Here is a 17,014-nt window from a genome sequence, read left to right on the forward strand (position 1 = left end):
GCTCCGGGCAGGCGTACGATCGAGGGATGAAGAAAACGCAGCAGGACTCCATGCAGCAGGAAGCGCCCGTCGGGCTGCAGCCGCTCCTGGAGTCTCTGAACCTGCTCGAGGGCGAGGCAGCCGGCTCCTGCAGCAATGGCGTCTGCCAGTTTCCCGCCCCGAAGAGCGAGTAACCGACAGACGCCATCGCCGACTGCCTCCGGGCGGTCAGTGTCCGCCGTGGAACCCTTCGCCCGCGTCATCGGAGGGCTTGCGGACGAACGGGCTGAGCGCAACAGTCGCCAGCGAGATGATCGCCGCGATGAGGAACGCCATGCGCGCGCCGGGCGCTCCGGCGACCGCCGTGGTCAGCCCTTCCTGCTCGCCCGCATGCAGGATCGACGAGTAGGTCACCAGCAGCAGAGCCACACCCGCAGCGCCGCCGACCTGCTGCAGTGTGTTCAGCACCGCCGAACCGTGCGAGTACAGCGACCGCGGGAGCGAACCCAGCGATGCCGAGAACAGCGGGGTGAACGACATCGCGAGTCCGACCGACATGACGGCCTGCACGATGATGAGCACCCACCACACGGTGTGCTCACCGACGGTCGAGTAGAAGAACAGCGACGCCGACACCATGATCGTGCCGGGGATGAGCAGCGGGCGGGTGCCGCGCGCATCGTAGACACGACCCATGACCGGTCCGAGCAGACCCATCAGCAGCGAACCTGGGAGCAGGATCAGGCCGGACTGCAGCGGGTTGAGCCCTGCCACGTTCTGCAGGTACTGCGGCAGCAGGGTCAGCGTGCCGAACATCGACAGCGCCAGGATCGACATGATGATCACGGACAGGGTGAAGTTGCTGGAGCGGAACACGCGCAGGTCGAGCAGAGCGTCGTCGATGCGCTGCAGCACGAGCTGACGCCACACGAAGAGGCCGAGCGACACAGCACCGACGACGAGGGAGATGATCCCTGCGGTCTCGCCGGATCCGCCCTCGCCGCCGAACTGGCTGAGACCGAACACGATCCCGCCGAACCCGAGAGCCGCGAGCGGGATCGAGAGCACGTCGAGCGGCACGGACCGTGTCTCACCCAGGTTCGTCATCCACTTCACACCCATGAAGAGGGCGATGAGCGAGATGGGGAGGATGATCCCGAAGAGTGCGCGCCAGCTGGCGAGCTCGAGCACGGCTCCGGCGAGGGTCGGGCCGATCGCGGGAGCGAGCGAGATGACGAGACCGACGCGGCCCATCATGCGACCGCGGGACTGCGGCGGCACGACGTTCATGATCGTGGTCATCAGCAGCGGCATCATGATGCCGGTGCCGGCCGCCTGGATGACACGGCCGACGAGCAGCACGGCGAAGCCGGGTGCGACGAGAGCGACGAGCGTGCCGAGGGAGAACGCGATCATCGCGGCGATGAAGACCTGGCGCGTCGTGAACCGCTGCAGGATGAACCCGGTCGTGGGGATGACCACGGCCATGGTGAGCATGAAAGCATTGACGTTACTAGCCATCTTACGGGTGTTTGCGGATCGCTGCACAGCGGAGCGAGCGAGTCGCCGCGCACCGTTCGGGCTTAGGGCTCGCAGGCAAGGCGGGCGAAGTCAGTACTGGTCAAGATATGGGAAGGAACGTGCGGGCGATCTCCAGACCTCGTATGGGCGATTTTCGCGTTGCCAGAATCGTTCGAATAGTCAAGGGGTGATCTGTCCCGGAATGCGCTGAGTGCGATTGTTCAGGCCACCCGGAGCGTTCGCCGATTCGTGGAACGAAGGCCGACCCCGTCGCCAACTAGACATCCGCGTGGTCGCAGTGGTCCGCTGCGTCTGAAGGCTTCTCGACGATGCTTGCCGAAGGGCGCCCGGATGGGGCGACCTACTCGCGTGAGCGCATGCAACTGTGGCATCGCGTTCGACGAGAGTTCGTCGACCGAGGATGCTGAAAGCGCGGCACCGGATCATCAATGAACCGGTGCAGCGTCGGTAGGGGGATTCGGATCGTGGGTTCGACTTCACGCCTAGCCGCAGTTCTCGTAGCGCGCGGTCGGACGATCTCCCGGGGAACAACTTCGTTGTCGTTCGACCTCTGGTTCCGAGTCGCCTAACCGGGCAGGCCCGGATCATGATTCATGCTCGGGATGAGGACGCGCGCTCGAAGTGCATCACCCTTCGGACGCGCGCCCATCGGTAATCAATGGACGCGGTTGCAACGAGGGTCGTGGCCGTCGCACAGTGCGTCGTGCATCAGAGCGAGCGCGGTCTCCCGAACCCGCTGGATGGTTGCCCGCGAGGGCGTCCACCATTCGGCGTTCGCTCCGAGGTCGTCGCGCGCAGCCCGCTTGAGCTCCTCAGCGATGACCGCGTCGGCGACGCTGTCGTCGCCGTCGAGCCCGAATGCTCGAGTGATGATGAAGAGGGGGTCGGTCTTCCCATCGCGGCCGATGGTCAGCGCAGCGAGTGCCCGCGCCACGTCGAGGACGCAGTCGATGGTGTCGTACGGGTCGCGCGCGGCGCTCGAGTGAACTGCTTCTTCGTCGATGCTGGCGTGTCCGCCCAGGGCGCTGTGAAGGGCGCGCATCGACGCTTCCGCGAGGATGCCGCGTGCCTGCGCGATAGCGGATTCGAGGTTGCCGCCCGCGTCAGTCATCGCGGTGCGATACTCGCGGCGTCGCTGTGCCGGGATGACCATAGCGCCCTGCATGTTCGTTTCGTCTGCGGCACGGAGGACGGAACGCTCGAGCGCCTGGATGAGGCGCACTCCTGCCTTGTTCGTGAACACCGCCTCCGTGAAGCCGGCGAGGACGTTCGAGCGGACCTCGTCGATGTCGACCGAGCCGCCCATGCGGCGGTACTCGGAAGCTGCGCGACCGCGCAGGGCGGGGATGTACTGCCACAGCAGCTGCTCGAAGTGCGGACGGCGCCGCTGGCGCTGGTTGACCTCGCGTCGCGCCCCTGCGATGAGGTGGGCTTCCTGCTCGGAGCTGAGCGGCTCCCGGGTCTCGTCGTCGGGCGTAATGAAGATGTCGTTGAAGTTCATGAGGGTCTTTCAGATGTCACGCGAAATGATTTGCGTGGTGTAGATGTGGTTCAATCAGGTGTTCAGTTGTGGGGCCGGCGCTGCCGCGGTTACCCTGCGGCAAGCTCCGAAGCGGCCCGGGGGTGCCTGCCGGAACGTGCCTCTGCGCGTCAGCTCAGGTGCTCCGAAACGGTTGCTTTCGGTACCCCCTCTATGCGGTCCGCCTCGAAACGCACGCATCGCCCGCCGGTCGTTGGTTGCAGGTCGGGTGCGCGAGGTGGCCAAAGTCGAGGTCACGCGCGAAAATCACCACGTTTGATGAAGGTGGTCGGGTTGGTCCGAACGAGGTGCAATCGACGCGATAGCGCTCGGGGATACATGACGCTGGGAGGCAGCTACTGTGCCGTGCCAGAGGCCCGGCCGAACGCGGCAGCGGAAACGACGAAGCCGTCATGCGGATCGCTGATCTGCATGACGGCTTCGCCATCTGAGGTTCGGGATCGAAGGCGGTCGGCGGGCTCGCCGTTATGTTCTGTGTTCGCCGCCCGGGCGGCGAGGATCTACGCAGTTGCTCCGTAGCCGTGACCCCAGGATGGGCCGTAGACCTCTGCATCGGCGAGGATGGGCACACCCATGAAGTCCGTCTCCATCACTTCCTTCATCCGGAGCACCGTCTTCGCGGCATCGGCGACTGGAGCCTGCCCCACAACCTCATCGTGTACCGGCAGCAACAGGTTGTTGCCGAAACCAGCGTCGTGAAGGCGGATCAAGGATTCCGCAAGAATGTCACGCGCAACGGACTGGACCGCGTAGTTCGTCGCGGTGAACGAACGCGACATGTCCAGGGGCAGAAGTCGACCGTGAACGTTCACTACCTCGAAGCGATCTCGCCGTCGAGCGTCAGCGATGAGCCTCTTCCCGTAGTGCTTGATGCCGGGGAACAACTCGTCGTACTTGCGCATCGCCGGCTCCACCTGCGTCTTCGGGATCCCAGTCTGAAGCGACACGGTAGAAGCGCTTCCTCCATACACTTTTCCGAGGCCAATCTGCTTGCTAAGGTCGCGCTGGCGAGAGGTAAAGCTCTCTCCGAACACGAGGCTCGCCGTGAAGTCGTGAAGGTCCTGTCCGCCAAGGATCGCGTCGAGCATCCTTTCGTCGCCGCAGAGCGCAGCGAGCACACGCATCTCGATCTGCTTGTAGTCGAGCGAGAGGATGACGTTGCCGGGATCGGCGATGATGCACCGCCGCACCAAATGGCCCTTGGAAGGCAGTTGCTGGAGCGCTGGGCGAGAGAGCGACATGCGTCCCGTGCGCGCGGCGAGCGTCGTGATGGACGGATGGATACGACCCTCACCATCGGTCTGGAAGAGGAATGGGCGAGTGTAGGACTCCTTCCACCCCTGCGCTCGTCGTGCGTGGAGGACCGCCTCTGCGAGAGGATTCGGATCCCTCCTCTCGATCCTCTCGTTGTCTTCGGTGAGGTCGGCGAGAGGTAGGAGCACGCTCTTGTCCACCTTGAGCGCTCCACTCTCGGTTCGCTCACTTAGATGCTCACCCATGGCGAGAAGTGCTGAAGCTACTTGCGATGGGTTCTGGACGCTGGTCACGCCGTACCGGGCTGCTTGAATCGTCCAACGGGCTGCGTCCTCGTCAAGCGAGGTATGCAATCTCTGCGTGTACTCGCGGTCAACGCGAACACCTCGACGAGCCATCGTGGACACGACCGCCTGGAGCCGGTGCTCCTTCGTGGCCAAGGCTGTGAGGTCGAGCCTATGGATCATCGGAGCGATCTTTCCGAACAGGCTGAGGGTCAGGTGTGCGCGTACGCCCAGCAGATCAGGCTCGACCACGTTCTCGGTGCTGAGTGCGTCTGGTGCAAGGTAGTGTCGGACGGCTTCGGTGAGAGAGTGTCCGGAGCCGCCGTCGTTGCGAGAACGGGGATCCAAGAGGTGGGTGAACACCCGCGTGTCGAACGTCGCGCCGGCGAGCTGTTCGATGGTGACTCCGAGGTGTCTGTCGAGTGTTTCCATGGTGTACGCCGCGTCGTGCATCACGAGCCGGTGGCCGCCGCCCAGATAGTCACGGATGACCTGGCGCCACAGATCGACGCGGAGGGTCCAGGCACCTGCTTCGGTGGCCAACGCCACGTGGGTCAGTCGCGTATTGGGCTGGTAGATATCCAAAGGCGGGATGGCGACGGCGATGATGTTCGTCGAGGCGAATGCCTCGCGCATCGCGGCGAGGTCGGCCGAGAACTGTGGGGCGTCAATGGTGATCTGCATGATGCTCGTGCCTCAAAGTGGGACGACGTCGGACTCGGGGGTCTCGATGAACCAGTCGTCGAGGGAAGGGGCGTCGGAGATCGACGTCGTAGGCGCGGTCGCTGCGACCACAGGCGAGGGCAGCGCTAGGCCGCTCTCCTCGTCCTCTTCGGCTGCCTTCGCACGATCCGCGTCGTTGGCGGGACGGATCCCGTCGAAGGCTTGGCCCTTGTTGGTCTTGCGCTGAACGAGGCCGCGTTCGGTGAGCGCTCCATAGAAGGCACGACGCGTCCAAACCTCCTTGAGGGGGAGTCCTTCGGCCTTGGTCCACGCGGTGTACGACTCGTAGAGCATCGCCCCATCGCAGCGCGAACCCTCGTCGGCGACGAAGTTGCCTGGGAAGAACCCGGCGAGAGCGTCGCTGGTGGCCTTATAGGTCTTTGTCGCGTCCTTGATCCACTGCGGATCGCGAAGACCCTCCCTGTGCCAGCGCACGGCGCCCTGAACCAGCCAAGTGGCGATTCCCTGGGCTTCGCTGCGGAGCGTCGCCCCGAGGTTCGGGTCGGCGGTACCCGCCTCGGTGAAGGAGTGGTTCCAGTGGATCATCTTGACTCGCCGCCACAAGCCGCCATCCTGTCCCTTGAACGCGGGCTTGTTGTTCGATGCCAGCAGCAGGAGGAAGTTCGGCTTGAACGTGAAGTTCTCTTTGTGGAGGAACCGTGCGGTAACGCGGTCGCCGCCGGTCACGCTCTTGAGCTTGGCCTCGTCCATTGCCTTGCCCGCGTTGCCCTCGGATGCGAGAGCGAACCGGGCGCCCTTGAGGGCTGCGGTGTCGTTGGAGATCCCGCCGGCGGGCTTCTCCTCGAACGCTGAGAACGCGGTGGTGACGGTGAAGTCGTCGCAGACGTCTGCAATCGCTTCGTGCATGGTGCTCTTGCCGTTGCCGCCCTTGACGCCGTAGTTAACGATGAAGCACGCCTCGGAAGTGTGGCCCGTGATCCCGTATCCGAGCAGTACCTGGAAGTACTCGACGACGCCCTCCTTCTCGGGGTGGGCCTCTTCGATGAAGCGAACCCAGCGTGGCGCCGTGGCTTCAGGGTCGTAGTCGAACCGGAACGACTTTGTGAGCAGGAGCGAGGAATCGTGGGGGCAGAGTTCGCCGGTGCGAAGATCCACAACACCGTTGGTGAACGCGGCCAGGTGGTTGTGCTGGTCGAATGCGGTGAAGCTGACGCCCACGCCGGGGAGAGCTTGTAGTTCGCGGATCATTGCGGAGAGGCCTCGCGAGGATTGCACCGCCGCGGCGAATCGAGACCAGCGCGTCGCCCGCTCATGCTCGTCGCTATCGCGGGCCTTCCCTTCAGCATTTTTGACCTCCACAGCAGCGTGAGCGCGGACGATGTCCGCCACCTCCTGAGCCCAGGTACGGACCTGCTGAACTCCATCAGGACGCCAGACGCCCTTGTCGACGGTCATGAAGCCTGTCTCCGGTGTGTACCGGAGATCAGCGCCGAGCCCTTTGATGTAGGCGAGCAGGTAGCGAGCCGCCCCGAGGTCGGTGAGCGAGTAGAGCTTCTCGTTCCAGGAGCGACGGGAGACTTCGACCAAAGCGAGCGGCTTCGTCTCGGCGATGGCATGCATGAGGAGTGGTCGGAAGGCTTCGCCCTCCTGCGCGCGCCAGTCGGAGAGGTCGAGGCCCTCGGGCACGTCAAGGACTCGCACGGAGACTTCGCGCTCGACGAGGAGCTTGGCGAGGTTGGAGTTGAAGTTGCTGCCGGCGGTGTCGCCATCTCCGCAGATCACCACAGGCCGACCGTCTACCCACGAGGCGATCTCGTCGGCGTTGCTAGCGTTCACTCCCGCGGCACCGGCGATGGCAATGGCGTCGTACCCGATGGCGGCGGCAGTCAGCCCGTCGCCGGGGCCCTCGACGATGAGGACCTCGTTCCAGTCCGTGGAGCCCGGGAGCCACGCCATCCGGCTCCATGCCGATCCCCTCGGGTTCTTCGGTCCGAGCCACTTCACGGCGTGCGTTCCGTCTATATCTCGTCCTTGGTAGCCGCGGGGGACGCCCTGCGGCGTCAGGAACGGGACGACGAGTCGACGGACGCCGCCCTGGGTCACCGAGCCAAGCTGCAGCCGTTCGGCATCTGCGCTCGTGATCCCGAACCGACGCTGGGCATAGTTGCGGCTGGATTCGTCGAGGTTTACTGCCCACTTGTCCAGTTGCACTGCGAGCGCGGCGATCTCCGCGGTCCCCGCGGGGCCCTTCGCTGCAGTGGAGCGGAGCGGAGGCGCGTCGGAGATGTCGATGGTCGCGATATCACGCAGCGTCATATCGAGCGCCTTGAGCACGGTCTTGTTGGAGCATCCGACCCGGCAGTGGATGAGGACCTTGCCGTGCTCGGTGATGGTGATCCGCAGATGAGGGTTCTCGGGACGGTCCTCGTGCGCTGGACAGACAGCAAGGATGCCGTCGCTGGTGTGGCCAGTCACGTTCAGACGGGAGATCAGTTCGGAGTAGAGCATGAGAGTCAGTTCTTGTCGGGGTCAGTCGTTGAGAAGAAGGTGTGCGGTCGCGTGCGGGAGGGTGGCGCGTCCGGTCGGCGTCGTTGAGATGCGGAGCGTCGCCGGAACATCGCGACCAGCGGCTTCGAGCCGTTGAGGGATGTCCGCTCGGCGGAGGCGTTCAGCGAGGTCCCATGAGGTGGACCGGAACAGGAGCGTCCCCAGGTCCGGTGCTGCGGCGAGCTGGCAGTACAGGCTGGTGACAAGCCGTTCTCCGGTGTCGCGCGCCCGCCGCCGTCGCTGCAGCAGGCTGAGTTCGCGGTCCGGGTCGAGAACGCGGGAGCGGTCCGGGAGGATGAGCTCGTCTCCTGTGCTCATGTAGTTGTGGGCCGTGTTCTTGCGGAAGAACCGGATCTGGAACGACATGGACGAGGTGATGATGACGTTCAGCTCGGACGTGGCGGTCAGGACCTCGAGCGTGTCCTGCGACGGCCCCGGCCAAGGGCGGGGAGCAGTTCCGCCGAGTACCCCGTGCAGCGAGCTGGCGACCGTGGGGCTGTCGGTGGTGATTCGCCAGGTGTCCAGTGACCGGGGGACTCCCTGGAGTTGCTGGGCGAAACGGAGACGACCTACGACCGGTGTACGGGGGGAGGGGTTGACCATGAAAGTTCCTGACGTGCTGGGGTGCGGACGCCAGGTACCTCGCCGGGTTGCTTCAGCACTGCTCAGAAATTTCTGCGGGCATGACAAAGCCCCCGTGCTGACAAGCACGGGGGCTGAGTAAGTGTTCTAGAAGTAGATCTCGTCGGTGTTGTCTGGACGAGTCGCGGAGATCCGGCTCAGGACATCTCCCAGCTGGCCTAGCGCCGACTCGACATCGGCGTCGCGTGTGTCGTAGTGGATACGGCCCAAGGCAACGGTGACGGTCTCGAGGAGTGCGACGATCTCCTTCGGGTCAGCGAGAGGCGGCAACCTTCGTGGGGAGCGAGGGCCAGCTTCGAGTCGCTCGCTTCGGCGGCGCAGCCGGGTCCGAGTCGCGGCGTCGACAGGTGCGACCCCGTGAGTCTGAAGTACTTCCGGTGAGAGGCGAGCGCGCATCTCAGTGGAGACATGATGGCGAAGAGCGGAAAGGAATCCCGACTGACGTTGACGGGGAAGGCCAGTTGCAGCGAGCGCACTTGCCAGCCAAGCCCGGTAGCCGGGGCTGCGGCCGAGGATGTCCTTCGTTCCGTCGGCGAGTTCGAAATGCTGACGTGCCTGGAACACTGCCGCGCCCGCCGCTTTCATCGGGCCGGTCTTCTCGTGAGGCGGTCCATTCAGATAGGCACGCACGGCATCAGAGAGCGCGATGCGACCAGCTTCAAGTGGATCCATGAAGTCATCTTCTCACGCGTGCCGACTTGCGTGGCGCGTGCATTGATCTTCGCGGTGCCAATGAGCGAACGTACCTTCAGGCTTCATGCCCAGTGCAAGTGAGTGTCCTTATCAGTTGCCGTCGAACCGTGACGGCGCAGCGCCTGCGTTCTATCATCGTCGTATGGCGATGATAGAACGCGACTTGCTTGAGTTGGACGCGGAGGCGACAGACGCGTACGCACACCTGTTCCAGGCGTTCGCTGACCCAACGCGACTGGCTATCGTTCAGCATCTCTCGTCCGGAGAACATCGAGTGCGAGACCTCGTTGAGCACATGGGATTCGCGCAGTCGACCGTGAGCAAGCACCTTGGATTCCTCGTTGAATGTCGTCTTGCTGTCGCTCGACCTGACGGTCCAGCGACGTGGTACGCCCTTGCGCATCCCGAGGCTCTGCGAGTCGTGATGGTTGCCGCAGAAACGCTCCTGGCCGCCACCGGAAAAGACTTGGTGCTGTGTGAGCACTTACGAAGTGAGAGAGAAGGGGCAGCGTAATGGGTGCGGGACATGACCACGGGCCAACTATGACCGAAGAAGGCCTGCCAGGGGACTTTCGCCGCCGGCTCTGGATCGCTTTCGCCATCACTGCCGCCATCGTGGCGGCGCAGGCGGTTGGCTCCGTCATCACAGGCAGCCTCGCTCTGCTCACGGACACGGCGCACGCCATCACCGACGCGTCAGGACTTCTCGTCGCGCTCATCGCGGCAACGTTGATGCTGCGCCCGCCGAGCTCGAAGCGCACCTGGGGCTTTCGGCGGATTGAAGTGATAGCAGCACTCGCTCAAGCGGCGCTGCTCCTGGCGGTCGGAACCTACGCGGCAATCGAAGGTATCCGTCGCCTGTTCGAGCCGCCAGAAGTACCAGCGGGGGAGTTGCTCGTCTTTGGCATCATCGGGCTCACCGCCAACATCGTTGCAATCGCGGTGCTCGCATCGAGTCGAGGCGCGAACTTCAACATGAGGGCCGCTTTCCTCGAAGTTCTCAACGATGCTCTTGGTTCACTCGGTGTCATCGTCGCGGCCATCGTCATCGCGACGACAGGGTTTCAGCAGGCAGATGCTCTCGCAGGAATACTCATCGCCGCTCTCATCGTCCCTCGCGCGTTCATGTTGATGCGTGAGACCGGCAGTGTTCTCATGGAGTTCACTCCCAAAGGCCTGGACCTCGAGGACGTGCGGGCACACATTCTCAAGCTCGAGCATGTAGTCGATGTGCATGACGTTCACGCATCCACCGTGGCCACTGGGTTGCCCACGCTGAGCGCGCACGTCATAGTTCGCGACGAGTGCTTCCAGGACGGACACGCGATGACGGTGTTGGCTGACATTCGGGAATGTGTGGCTGAACACTTCGAAGTTTCGGTCGCGCACTCGACCTTTCAACTCGAGACCGAGACGGTCGCCGACCACGAGTCAACGTCTGTCCGGCATGCTTAGGTGGACGCGGCTTACCGCGTTGCCTCAAGGTGATGCTGCTCCGATACGCGCCGAACGCTCGCTCTGGCACTCGCTGAAGCACAACTTCAGTGGTGATGCGTCCAAACCCCGAACTTCCATCACGAGGTCCGTCGACTCGGCAACCGAAGTCGTCACCGCGAGAATCCGATCCCGCGGCGTCGGGCGGCACGGACGCCATTGAGGATGACGATGACTTCGGCGACCTCGTGGACAAGGACGACACCAGCGAGGCCGAGAACGCCGAACAAGGCGAGGGGGAACAGAACGACGATGATGGCCAGGGCGAGTGCGATGTTGACGGTCATGATTCGGCGTCCGCGGCGGGCGTGGGCGAGGGCTGCGGGGATGAGGCGAAGGTCGTTGCCGGTGAAGGCGATGTCGGCGGATTCGATGGCCGCAGCTGAGCCTTTCACACCCATCGCGATCCCGACGGTCGCGGTGGCAAGGGCGGGGGCGTCGTTGATGCCGTCGCCGACCATGGCCGTCGGACTCTCCGTGACGAGGGCCGTGATGGCGGCGGCCTTGTCGGCGGGGAGTTGCTCGGCGCGTACGTCGCTGATGCCGGCGCGGGCGGCGAGGGCGTAGGCGGTTCGCTGGTTGTCGCCGGTGAGCATGACGGTGCGTATGCCCTGCGCGTTCAGCATGGAGATGGTCTCGGCGGATTCGGGGCGCAGTTCGTCCCGCACGCCGATGAGGCCCGAGACCTGACCGTCGGTCTCGACGACGACGACGGTCATACCGTCTCCGGCCATCTCGTCGGCGGGCTTGGTGAGCTCACCCAGTTCCGAGAGCCAGCGTGCGTTCCCGACCCGAACGCGGGTGGAGCCGACGAGGCCGGTGAGGCCGTGGCCGGCATCTTCGACGACGTCTGTCGCTGCGGGGACGTCGGACGCGGCGCGAGTGATGGCGGCGGCAAGCGGGTGGGTGCTCGTGGTCTCGAGGGCGGCGGCGAGGGAGATGATCTCCTCGCGGGAGCGTCCGTGAGCAGGCACGACGGCGACGATCTCAGGCTCGTTGCGCGTGAGGGTGCCGGTCTTGTCGAGCGCGACGGTGCGGATGGTGCCGAACTGTTCGAAGGCCTCGCCGGACTTGATGACCACACCGAACTTCGAGGCCGAGCCGATGGCGCTGATGACCGTCACCGGAACGGCGATGGCTAGTGCGCACGGGGACGCGGCGACGAGCACGACGAGCGCCCTCTCGATCCACAGGCCGGGATCCCCGACGATGAACCCGAACACGGCCACGAGGGCTGCGATGATAAGCACGGCCGGCACGAGTGGGCGGGCGATCCGGTCCGCCAGGCGGGCCCGCTCTCCCTTGCGGGCGTGCGCCTGCTCGACCAGCTCGACGATCTGGGTGAGGGAATTGTCGCGGCCGTCGGCGGTTGCTTCGATCCGCAACGTCGCAGCCCCGTTCACCGATCCCGCGGGGACGGCGTGTCCCGGTCCGACCTCCACCGGGATCGACTCGCCCGTCACGGCAGACGTGTCGATGCCGGAGCGGCCCTCGACCACCACGCCATCCGTCGCGATCCGTTCTCCCGCACCGACGACGAGGATGTCGAGCTCGCGGACCTCCGCGGCGGGGATCGTCACGTCACCGTTCAGGCGCGAGACACGCACGGTCTCCGGGATCAGCGACAGCAGCGCGCGTAGTCCCTCCTTCGCCCGATCCATAGCCCGATCCTCGAGAGCTTCGGCAAGCGAGAACAGGAACGCCAGCGCTGCAGCTTCGCCCACGTGGCCGAGAGCTACGGCGCCGATGGCGGCGATGGTCATCAGAAGGCCGACGCCGAGTCGGCCCCGCACCAGGCGGCGGATCGCCCCGGGGACGAACGTGTACGCACCCGCGAGGAGTGCGACCGTCTGGAGGACAAGCGCCGGAACCGGTAGTCCGGACCACTCGAAGACATAACCTGCCAGCAGCATCACGCCGGCAACCGCGGACGGCAGGAGCGCGGTGTCGCGCCAGAGCGGTGGCCGTTCTTCGTGCTCAGCGTCCCCGTGCGAATGATCCGCGTCGCGGGGGGAAGCCGGTCCGCAGCAGGCGTCGTCCTCCAGGAGCGGCGTTCGCCTCGATGATGAAGAGGACGTGATGGGGTCGGGTCCGCAGCAGGCGTCTGCGGCGGCAGAGGGCTGGCGTAGCTCGAGCCGACGGACAGTTCTCGTCTGGCGTGGCTCGTCCGGGCCGCAGCATTCCTCGCTCATCGGATCTCCTCCATCGCCCTGTCGGTAGGCGCGCAGCATAGAGGCACGTCACAGTTCTCGTCTGTGCACGCCTCTCCGTCGTCGACCGCGAGGACCGTGTCCACCAGCAGAGTGATGGCTCGAGTCACATGCAGATCCGCGATCTCGTACCGCGTCTGACGTCCCTCCGGCGTCGCGACCACGATGCCGCACCCTCGAAGACACGCGAGATGGTTCGACACGTTGGTGCGAGACAGATCCAGTGCCTCGGACAAGCGCGCCGGGTATCCCGGCCCGGAAAGCAGTTCCAGCAGAATCCGAGAACGAGTGGGGTCAGCCATGGCGCGCCCCAATCGGTTCATCACGTCGAGACGAGAAGCAATGGTCAGCATGCAATGACTATACAGTGCTTGCTGACTTATCTTTCAACAGAGCGGTGCGCTCGAGCTCTGGGTTCGGGTGTGGAGTTGCGCCGGGCAACCGCAACGTAGACTGGAGAGGATGATGCTGCGCACGGACACCAGACGCTCAGCGCACGTCCCCCGCGGGCCGCTTGCGATGAGGGTGCTCTTCGGGATCATTATTGCTCTGCTTCTCACGCTCGGTATCGCGAGCACTGTCCACGCAGAGACTGCGACGTCGGCCACAGCGTCACCGGAAAGCTTCTCGTTGTCGAGTGAGCACGACGAACGAGATCAGTCCGCGGTGTCCTCTGCTGGATCATCTGATGTCGCCGCCGCTGTGTGCATAGTCGGTGCGCTTCTCGGCGTGCTGGTGTTCGCCCGACTCGCCCGCGCGCGACTCCGCACCCCGATGCAAGCCCCTTCACGAGACTCCGCGCACCGCGCATCGATTCCGCGCATTAAGGGACCACATCTGCTGCGCCCTGACCTCGCGCAGCTGCAGATCTCCCGAACCTGACTCTCCGGCTCAATGCCGCCTTCATCCGTGCCATCGCGCGGATGCGGATCGACGCACGTCGTCGACAGCTTGGAGAGATGACTTGGAGAACACGCCCCTCACCCCGACCCCCGCCGAGGTCTCAGTCAATCGGCGCGCCGTTTCGCGGAACCTAGTCTTCGGAGCCGTCGCACTCATCGGCCTGCTCGCGACATTGTCGGGATGCGCGTCCACTGTCGCATTGAAACCTGCGACAAATGCGAACGCCCCCGAATGCGCCGACGTGACGGTTCGGCTCCCCGCAGCCGTCGGAGAGTTCACCGGTCGCACGACCGATGCCCAAGCGACCGCCGCATGGGGAGACCCGACCATCGTCGTCTTTACCTGCGGGCTCGAGCCGCCAGCACCGACAACGCTGCAATGCGTGACCATCAACTCCGTCGATTGGATCGTCGACGAACAAGATTCCCCCTACCTGCGCTTGACGACCTACGGCCGAACGCCCGCAGCCCAGGCCTATGTCGATACGACGAAGCTCTCCGCGGATGCCGCGTTGCAAGCCCTCGCACCCGCGGTCCAGATGCTGCCGAAGACGTCCGCCTGCTCCGCGCCGGACACCGCGTCATCGGACGGCGAGGATGCGCCGACCACGGGCGGCTCCGGAGACCTCCCGTGAACGCCAGGGGGCTCCGACTGGTCGGACCCGCACTCCTACTCACCTCGGCTCTGGTCGCGCTCCTTCTGGGATTGGTGATGGGTGGCGGGGCTGATCCACGAGTCACCAGCGACCCCGGCGCGGTCGTTCGGTGGGGACTGCCGGTCGCGAAGCTCATCGTCAACCTCGGGGCTGCCGTCATGGTCGGATCGGCCGTCCTTGCTGCGTACGCTCTCCAACAGGGCGAGAAGGAGTTCGATACCGCCCTGGATGTCGCCTCCATCGGTGCCGCAGTGCTCACCATCGGCGCAGGAGTCACTGGTTATCTCACATTCCTGTCATCGTTCAATCCTGAGGTGTCACTCGGCCCGGGGTTCGGTCAGCAGTTCGGCAGATTCCTCCTCGAGACGGAACTGGGTCGCGTCTGGCTCATCACAACCGTGATGGCCGCGATTCTCACGGTGATCTCGTATGCGTTCCGGGGGTGGGCGGCCGCACTGTTGCTGACGTTTCTTTCGCTGGCGTCGCTGGTCCCGATGGCGACGCAAGGTCATTCCGGAAGCCTCGCCAATCATGATGCTGCGGTCATGTCGCTCGTGCTGCACATCACCAGCGCGGCGGTATGGCTCGGCGGTCTTCTCGCGCTGGTCTTCCTCAGGCCGTTCGCGCGCGAGCACCGTCTGCGGGCGGTGGTCGAGCGATACTCGACCATCGCACTCGTCGCTTTCGTGGTCGTCTCCGTCTCCGGAGTCGCTCGCGCGATGACGTCTGTCAGCAGCTGGCGAGACCTTCTCAGCGCGTACGGAGCTGTGCTCCTGGTGAAGGTGGTGGCGCTCACGCTCCTCGGCGTCGTGGGTGTCGCGCACCGTCGGTGGTTCATCCGCCGTGGGGTCAGAGAGCGGGCACCGTTCTGGACGTTCGTCACCGTCGAGCTCGCGGTCATGGGCATCGCGAGTGGTGCCGCAGCGGCGCTCGCCCGCACGCCAGCGCCGGCAGACACCTCTGCTCCGGTCCTGACGACACCGGCTGAGATCCTCACCGAAGCACCGCTTCCACCCGAACTCACACTCGTCGGTTGGCTGAGCGGGAACGACGTGAATCTCTTGTGGGCGGTGGTCGCAGGTTTCGGAGTCTTCTTCTATCTGATGGGTGTCCGTCGCCTGCGGCAACGCGGCGAGGGGTGGAGCGGCCTGCGCACGTTCGCCTGGATCAGCGGGATGGTGCTGCTGGCTTGGGTGAACGGTGGGGCGGTCGCTGTCTACTCCGACTACCTCCACAGCGTCGACGCGGCGGGACGGATGCTTATGCTCCTCGTGGTTCCCTCCCTCCTCGTGTTTGGCGCGCCATATCGCTTGGCATTGGAGGGAATCACCAGCCGCACCGATGGGAGCCGTGGAATCCGCGAGTGGCTACAAGCAGGGGAGCGCTCGCGGATCGTCCTCTTCCTGCGCCACCCCATGGTCGCGGTGTGCACGTTCGCTCTTATCGTGTGGGGCGTATCCGCCACTGGCCTCTTGCGCGATTCCCTCGCCGATCCCTTGGTGCATGAATTGCGCGTCGTCGCGCTGCTCATAGCGGGAAGCTTGGTGACCGCTGCGATCCTCCGTCCTGCCGGCACATATCCCCGGCGGATGCGTGTGGTTGTCGTGTTCGGATCGGCTGCCGCGCTGGCGAGTGTAGGCAGTTGGGTGCTGCTTCAGAGCGGCCTGATTGCTGCGAGCTGGTTCGGGGCGATGGGTCGTCAATGGGGCCTGGAGCCGATGGCGGACCAACAAGCAGCCGGCATGGTGATCCTGCTCTCGGCGCCGATGCTGCTCCTCTTCGGCCTCAGCGTCGACTACATACTCAGCGGGCACTCCACTCGCTCACCACAGGAGGTCGACCGACCCCTCCACTCCACTCGAAAGGCCATCTCATGACATCCGTCTCCACCCGAATCCGCCGCGTGAGCGGTGCCGTATGCGCCGCCGCTGTCGCAATCGTGCTGCTGACCGCAACCCCAGCCTCCGCACATGACAATCTCACCGACGCTGTGCCATCGGCGGGCGAGACAGTCACCAACCTCGACACAGTCGCACTGACTTTCAGCGGGGAGCTCATCGACTTCAGCCAGACGAGCTTCGCCCAGGTGCAGGGCCCCGACGGGCTCTTCTATGAGTCGTCGTGCTCCACCATCGAACTCAACGTGCTCACCACCCCCGTCGCCCTCGGAGCGTCGGGCACCTACACGGTGCTCTGGAACGCTGTGTCCAGCGACGGGCACCCCATCTCCGAGTCATACCAGTTCGACTACGCAGCGGATCCGACGGCGACCGTCGCACTCGGTTGGGACGCACCGGCGTGCGGGAACGAAGGCACCCGTACTCAACCAGGAGCAGCGCTGACCAGTACCCCGATGCCGACCGACGCCACCAACTCGGCGCCGCCCACACAAGATACCGACCGAGAGCCGCGCGCTGACGGGGCAGATGAGAGCGTCGTGGCCCTGGCGGTCGTCGGAGGCGTCGTCGTGCTGGGAGTTCTGGCGATGGCGACCGTGCTCGTGGTGCACCGTCGACGCAAGCGCGCGGAGTGACCGAGTGATTACGGCTCATTCAAAGGAAGAAGTAGGAGCGACGATTACAATCGA

At 64.9% G+C, this 17,014-nt stretch carries 14 protein-coding genes; 6 read left to right on the forward strand and 8 right to left on the reverse strand.

The features are described from left to right. Positions 1-26: 26 nt before the first annotated feature. Positions 27-173 (forward strand): hypothetical protein, encoded by a 147-nt coding sequence (locus RN51_RS18505; protein ID WP_197073177.1) that lies wholly within the window; start codon positions 27-29, stop codon positions 171-173. A gap of 34 nt (positions 174-207) precedes the next feature. Here the strand turns inward: RN51_RS18505 and RN51_RS04050 are convergent, their stop codons facing one another. From RN51_RS04050 to RN51_RS18335, 6 genes are all read right to left on the reverse strand, one after another. Then, positions 208-1,500, reverse strand: coding sequence for a DHA2 family efflux MFS transporter permease subunit (locus RN51_RS04050; RefSeq protein ID WP_231579207.1), 1,293 nt, complete (start codon positions 1,498-1,500; stop codon positions 208-210). A 676-nt stretch (positions 1,501-2,176) separates the two neighbouring features. Next, positions 2,177-3,022: a hypothetical protein gene (locus RN51_RS04055; RefSeq protein WP_045262760.1), complete on the reverse strand. Its 846-nt coding sequence runs from the start codon at positions 3,020-3,022 to the stop codon at positions 2,177-2,179. A gap of 539 nt (positions 3,023-3,561) precedes the next feature. Next, positions 3,562-5,283, reverse strand: a complete 1,722-nt coding sequence (locus tag RN51_RS04060; protein WP_052674572.1) for a DNA polymerase — start codon at positions 5,281-5,283, stop codon at positions 3,562-3,564. Positions 5,284-5,295: 12 nt separating this feature from the next. Beyond that, positions 5,296-7,791 carry a phage/plasmid primase, P4 family gene (locus RN51_RS04065; protein WP_052674573.1) on the reverse strand — a complete coding sequence of 832 codons (2,496 nt, stop codon included), beginning with the start codon at positions 7,789-7,791 and terminating at the stop codon, positions 5,296-5,298. A gap of 21 nt (positions 7,792-7,812) precedes the next feature. Then, entirely contained in the window at positions 7,813-8,433 is a 621-nt protein-coding gene (locus RN51_RS04070; RefSeq protein WP_045262761.1) for a hypothetical protein, read from the reverse strand. 126 nt (positions 8,434-8,559) lie between these two features. Then, complete coding sequence (locus RN51_RS18335) at positions 8,560-9,144, reverse strand: hypothetical protein (protein WP_156149082.1); 585 nt, start codon at positions 9,142-9,144, stop codon at positions 8,560-8,562. A gap of 169 nt (positions 9,145-9,313) precedes the next feature. Here RN51_RS18335 and RN51_RS04085 point away from each other — a divergent pair, with 169 nt between their 5' ends. Further along, on the forward strand, positions 9,314-9,679 hold the full coding sequence (locus RN51_RS04085; protein ID WP_231579210.1) for an ArsR/SmtB family transcription factor: 366 nt from the start codon (positions 9,314-9,316) through the stop codon (positions 9,677-9,679). Further along, entirely contained in the window at positions 9,679-10,620 is a 942-nt protein-coding gene (locus tag RN51_RS04090) for a cation diffusion facilitator family transporter (RefSeq protein WP_045262765.1), read from the forward strand. Before RN51_RS04085 ends, RN51_RS04090 begins: the two co-directional genes overlap by 1 nt. A gap of 152 nt (positions 10,621-10,772) precedes the next feature. Here the strand turns inward: RN51_RS04090 and RN51_RS04095 are convergent, their stop codons facing one another. Together RN51_RS04095 and cmtR are read right to left on the reverse strand one after the other, a co-directional pair. Next, entirely contained in the window at positions 10,773-12,572 is a 1,800-nt protein-coding gene (locus RN51_RS04095; protein ID WP_082066357.1) for a heavy metal translocating P-type ATPase, read from the reverse strand. A gap of 275 nt (positions 12,573-12,847) precedes the next feature. Beyond that, entirely contained in the window at positions 12,848-13,222 is a 375-nt protein-coding gene (gene cmtR / locus RN51_RS04100) for a Cd(II)/Pb(II)-sensing metalloregulatory transcriptional regulator CmtR (protein ID WP_045262766.1), read from the reverse strand. 611 nt (positions 13,223-13,833) lie between these two features. Here cmtR and RN51_RS04110 point away from each other — a divergent pair. From RN51_RS04110 to RN51_RS04120, 3 genes are read left to right on the forward strand one after another with little or no spacing between them, the layout of a single operon-like run. Continuing rightward, positions 13,834-14,406 carry a DUF3515 family protein gene (locus RN51_RS04110; protein WP_082066362.1) on the forward strand — a complete coding sequence of 191 codons (573 nt, stop codon included), beginning with the start codon at positions 13,834-13,836 and terminating at the stop codon, positions 14,404-14,406. After that, positions 14,403-16,304, forward strand: coding sequence for a cytochrome c oxidase assembly protein (locus RN51_RS04115; RefSeq protein ID WP_052674574.1), 1,902 nt, complete (start codon positions 14,403-14,405; stop codon positions 16,302-16,304). The genes RN51_RS04110 and RN51_RS04115 overlap by 4 nt, the downstream gene beginning before the upstream one ends. After that, complete coding sequence (locus RN51_RS04120; protein ID WP_045262768.1) at positions 16,301-16,960, forward strand: copper resistance CopC family protein; 660 nt, start codon at positions 16,301-16,303, stop codon at positions 16,958-16,960. The genes RN51_RS04115 and RN51_RS04120 overlap by 4 nt, the downstream gene beginning before the upstream one ends. The last annotated feature ends 54 nt before the right edge of the window (positions 16,961-17,014 follow it).

The sequence above is a fragment of the Microbacterium oxydans genome (assembly GCF_000956405.1).
Lineage (GTDB): Bacteria > Actinomycetota > Actinomycetes > Actinomycetales > Microbacteriaceae > Microbacterium > Microbacterium oxydans_C.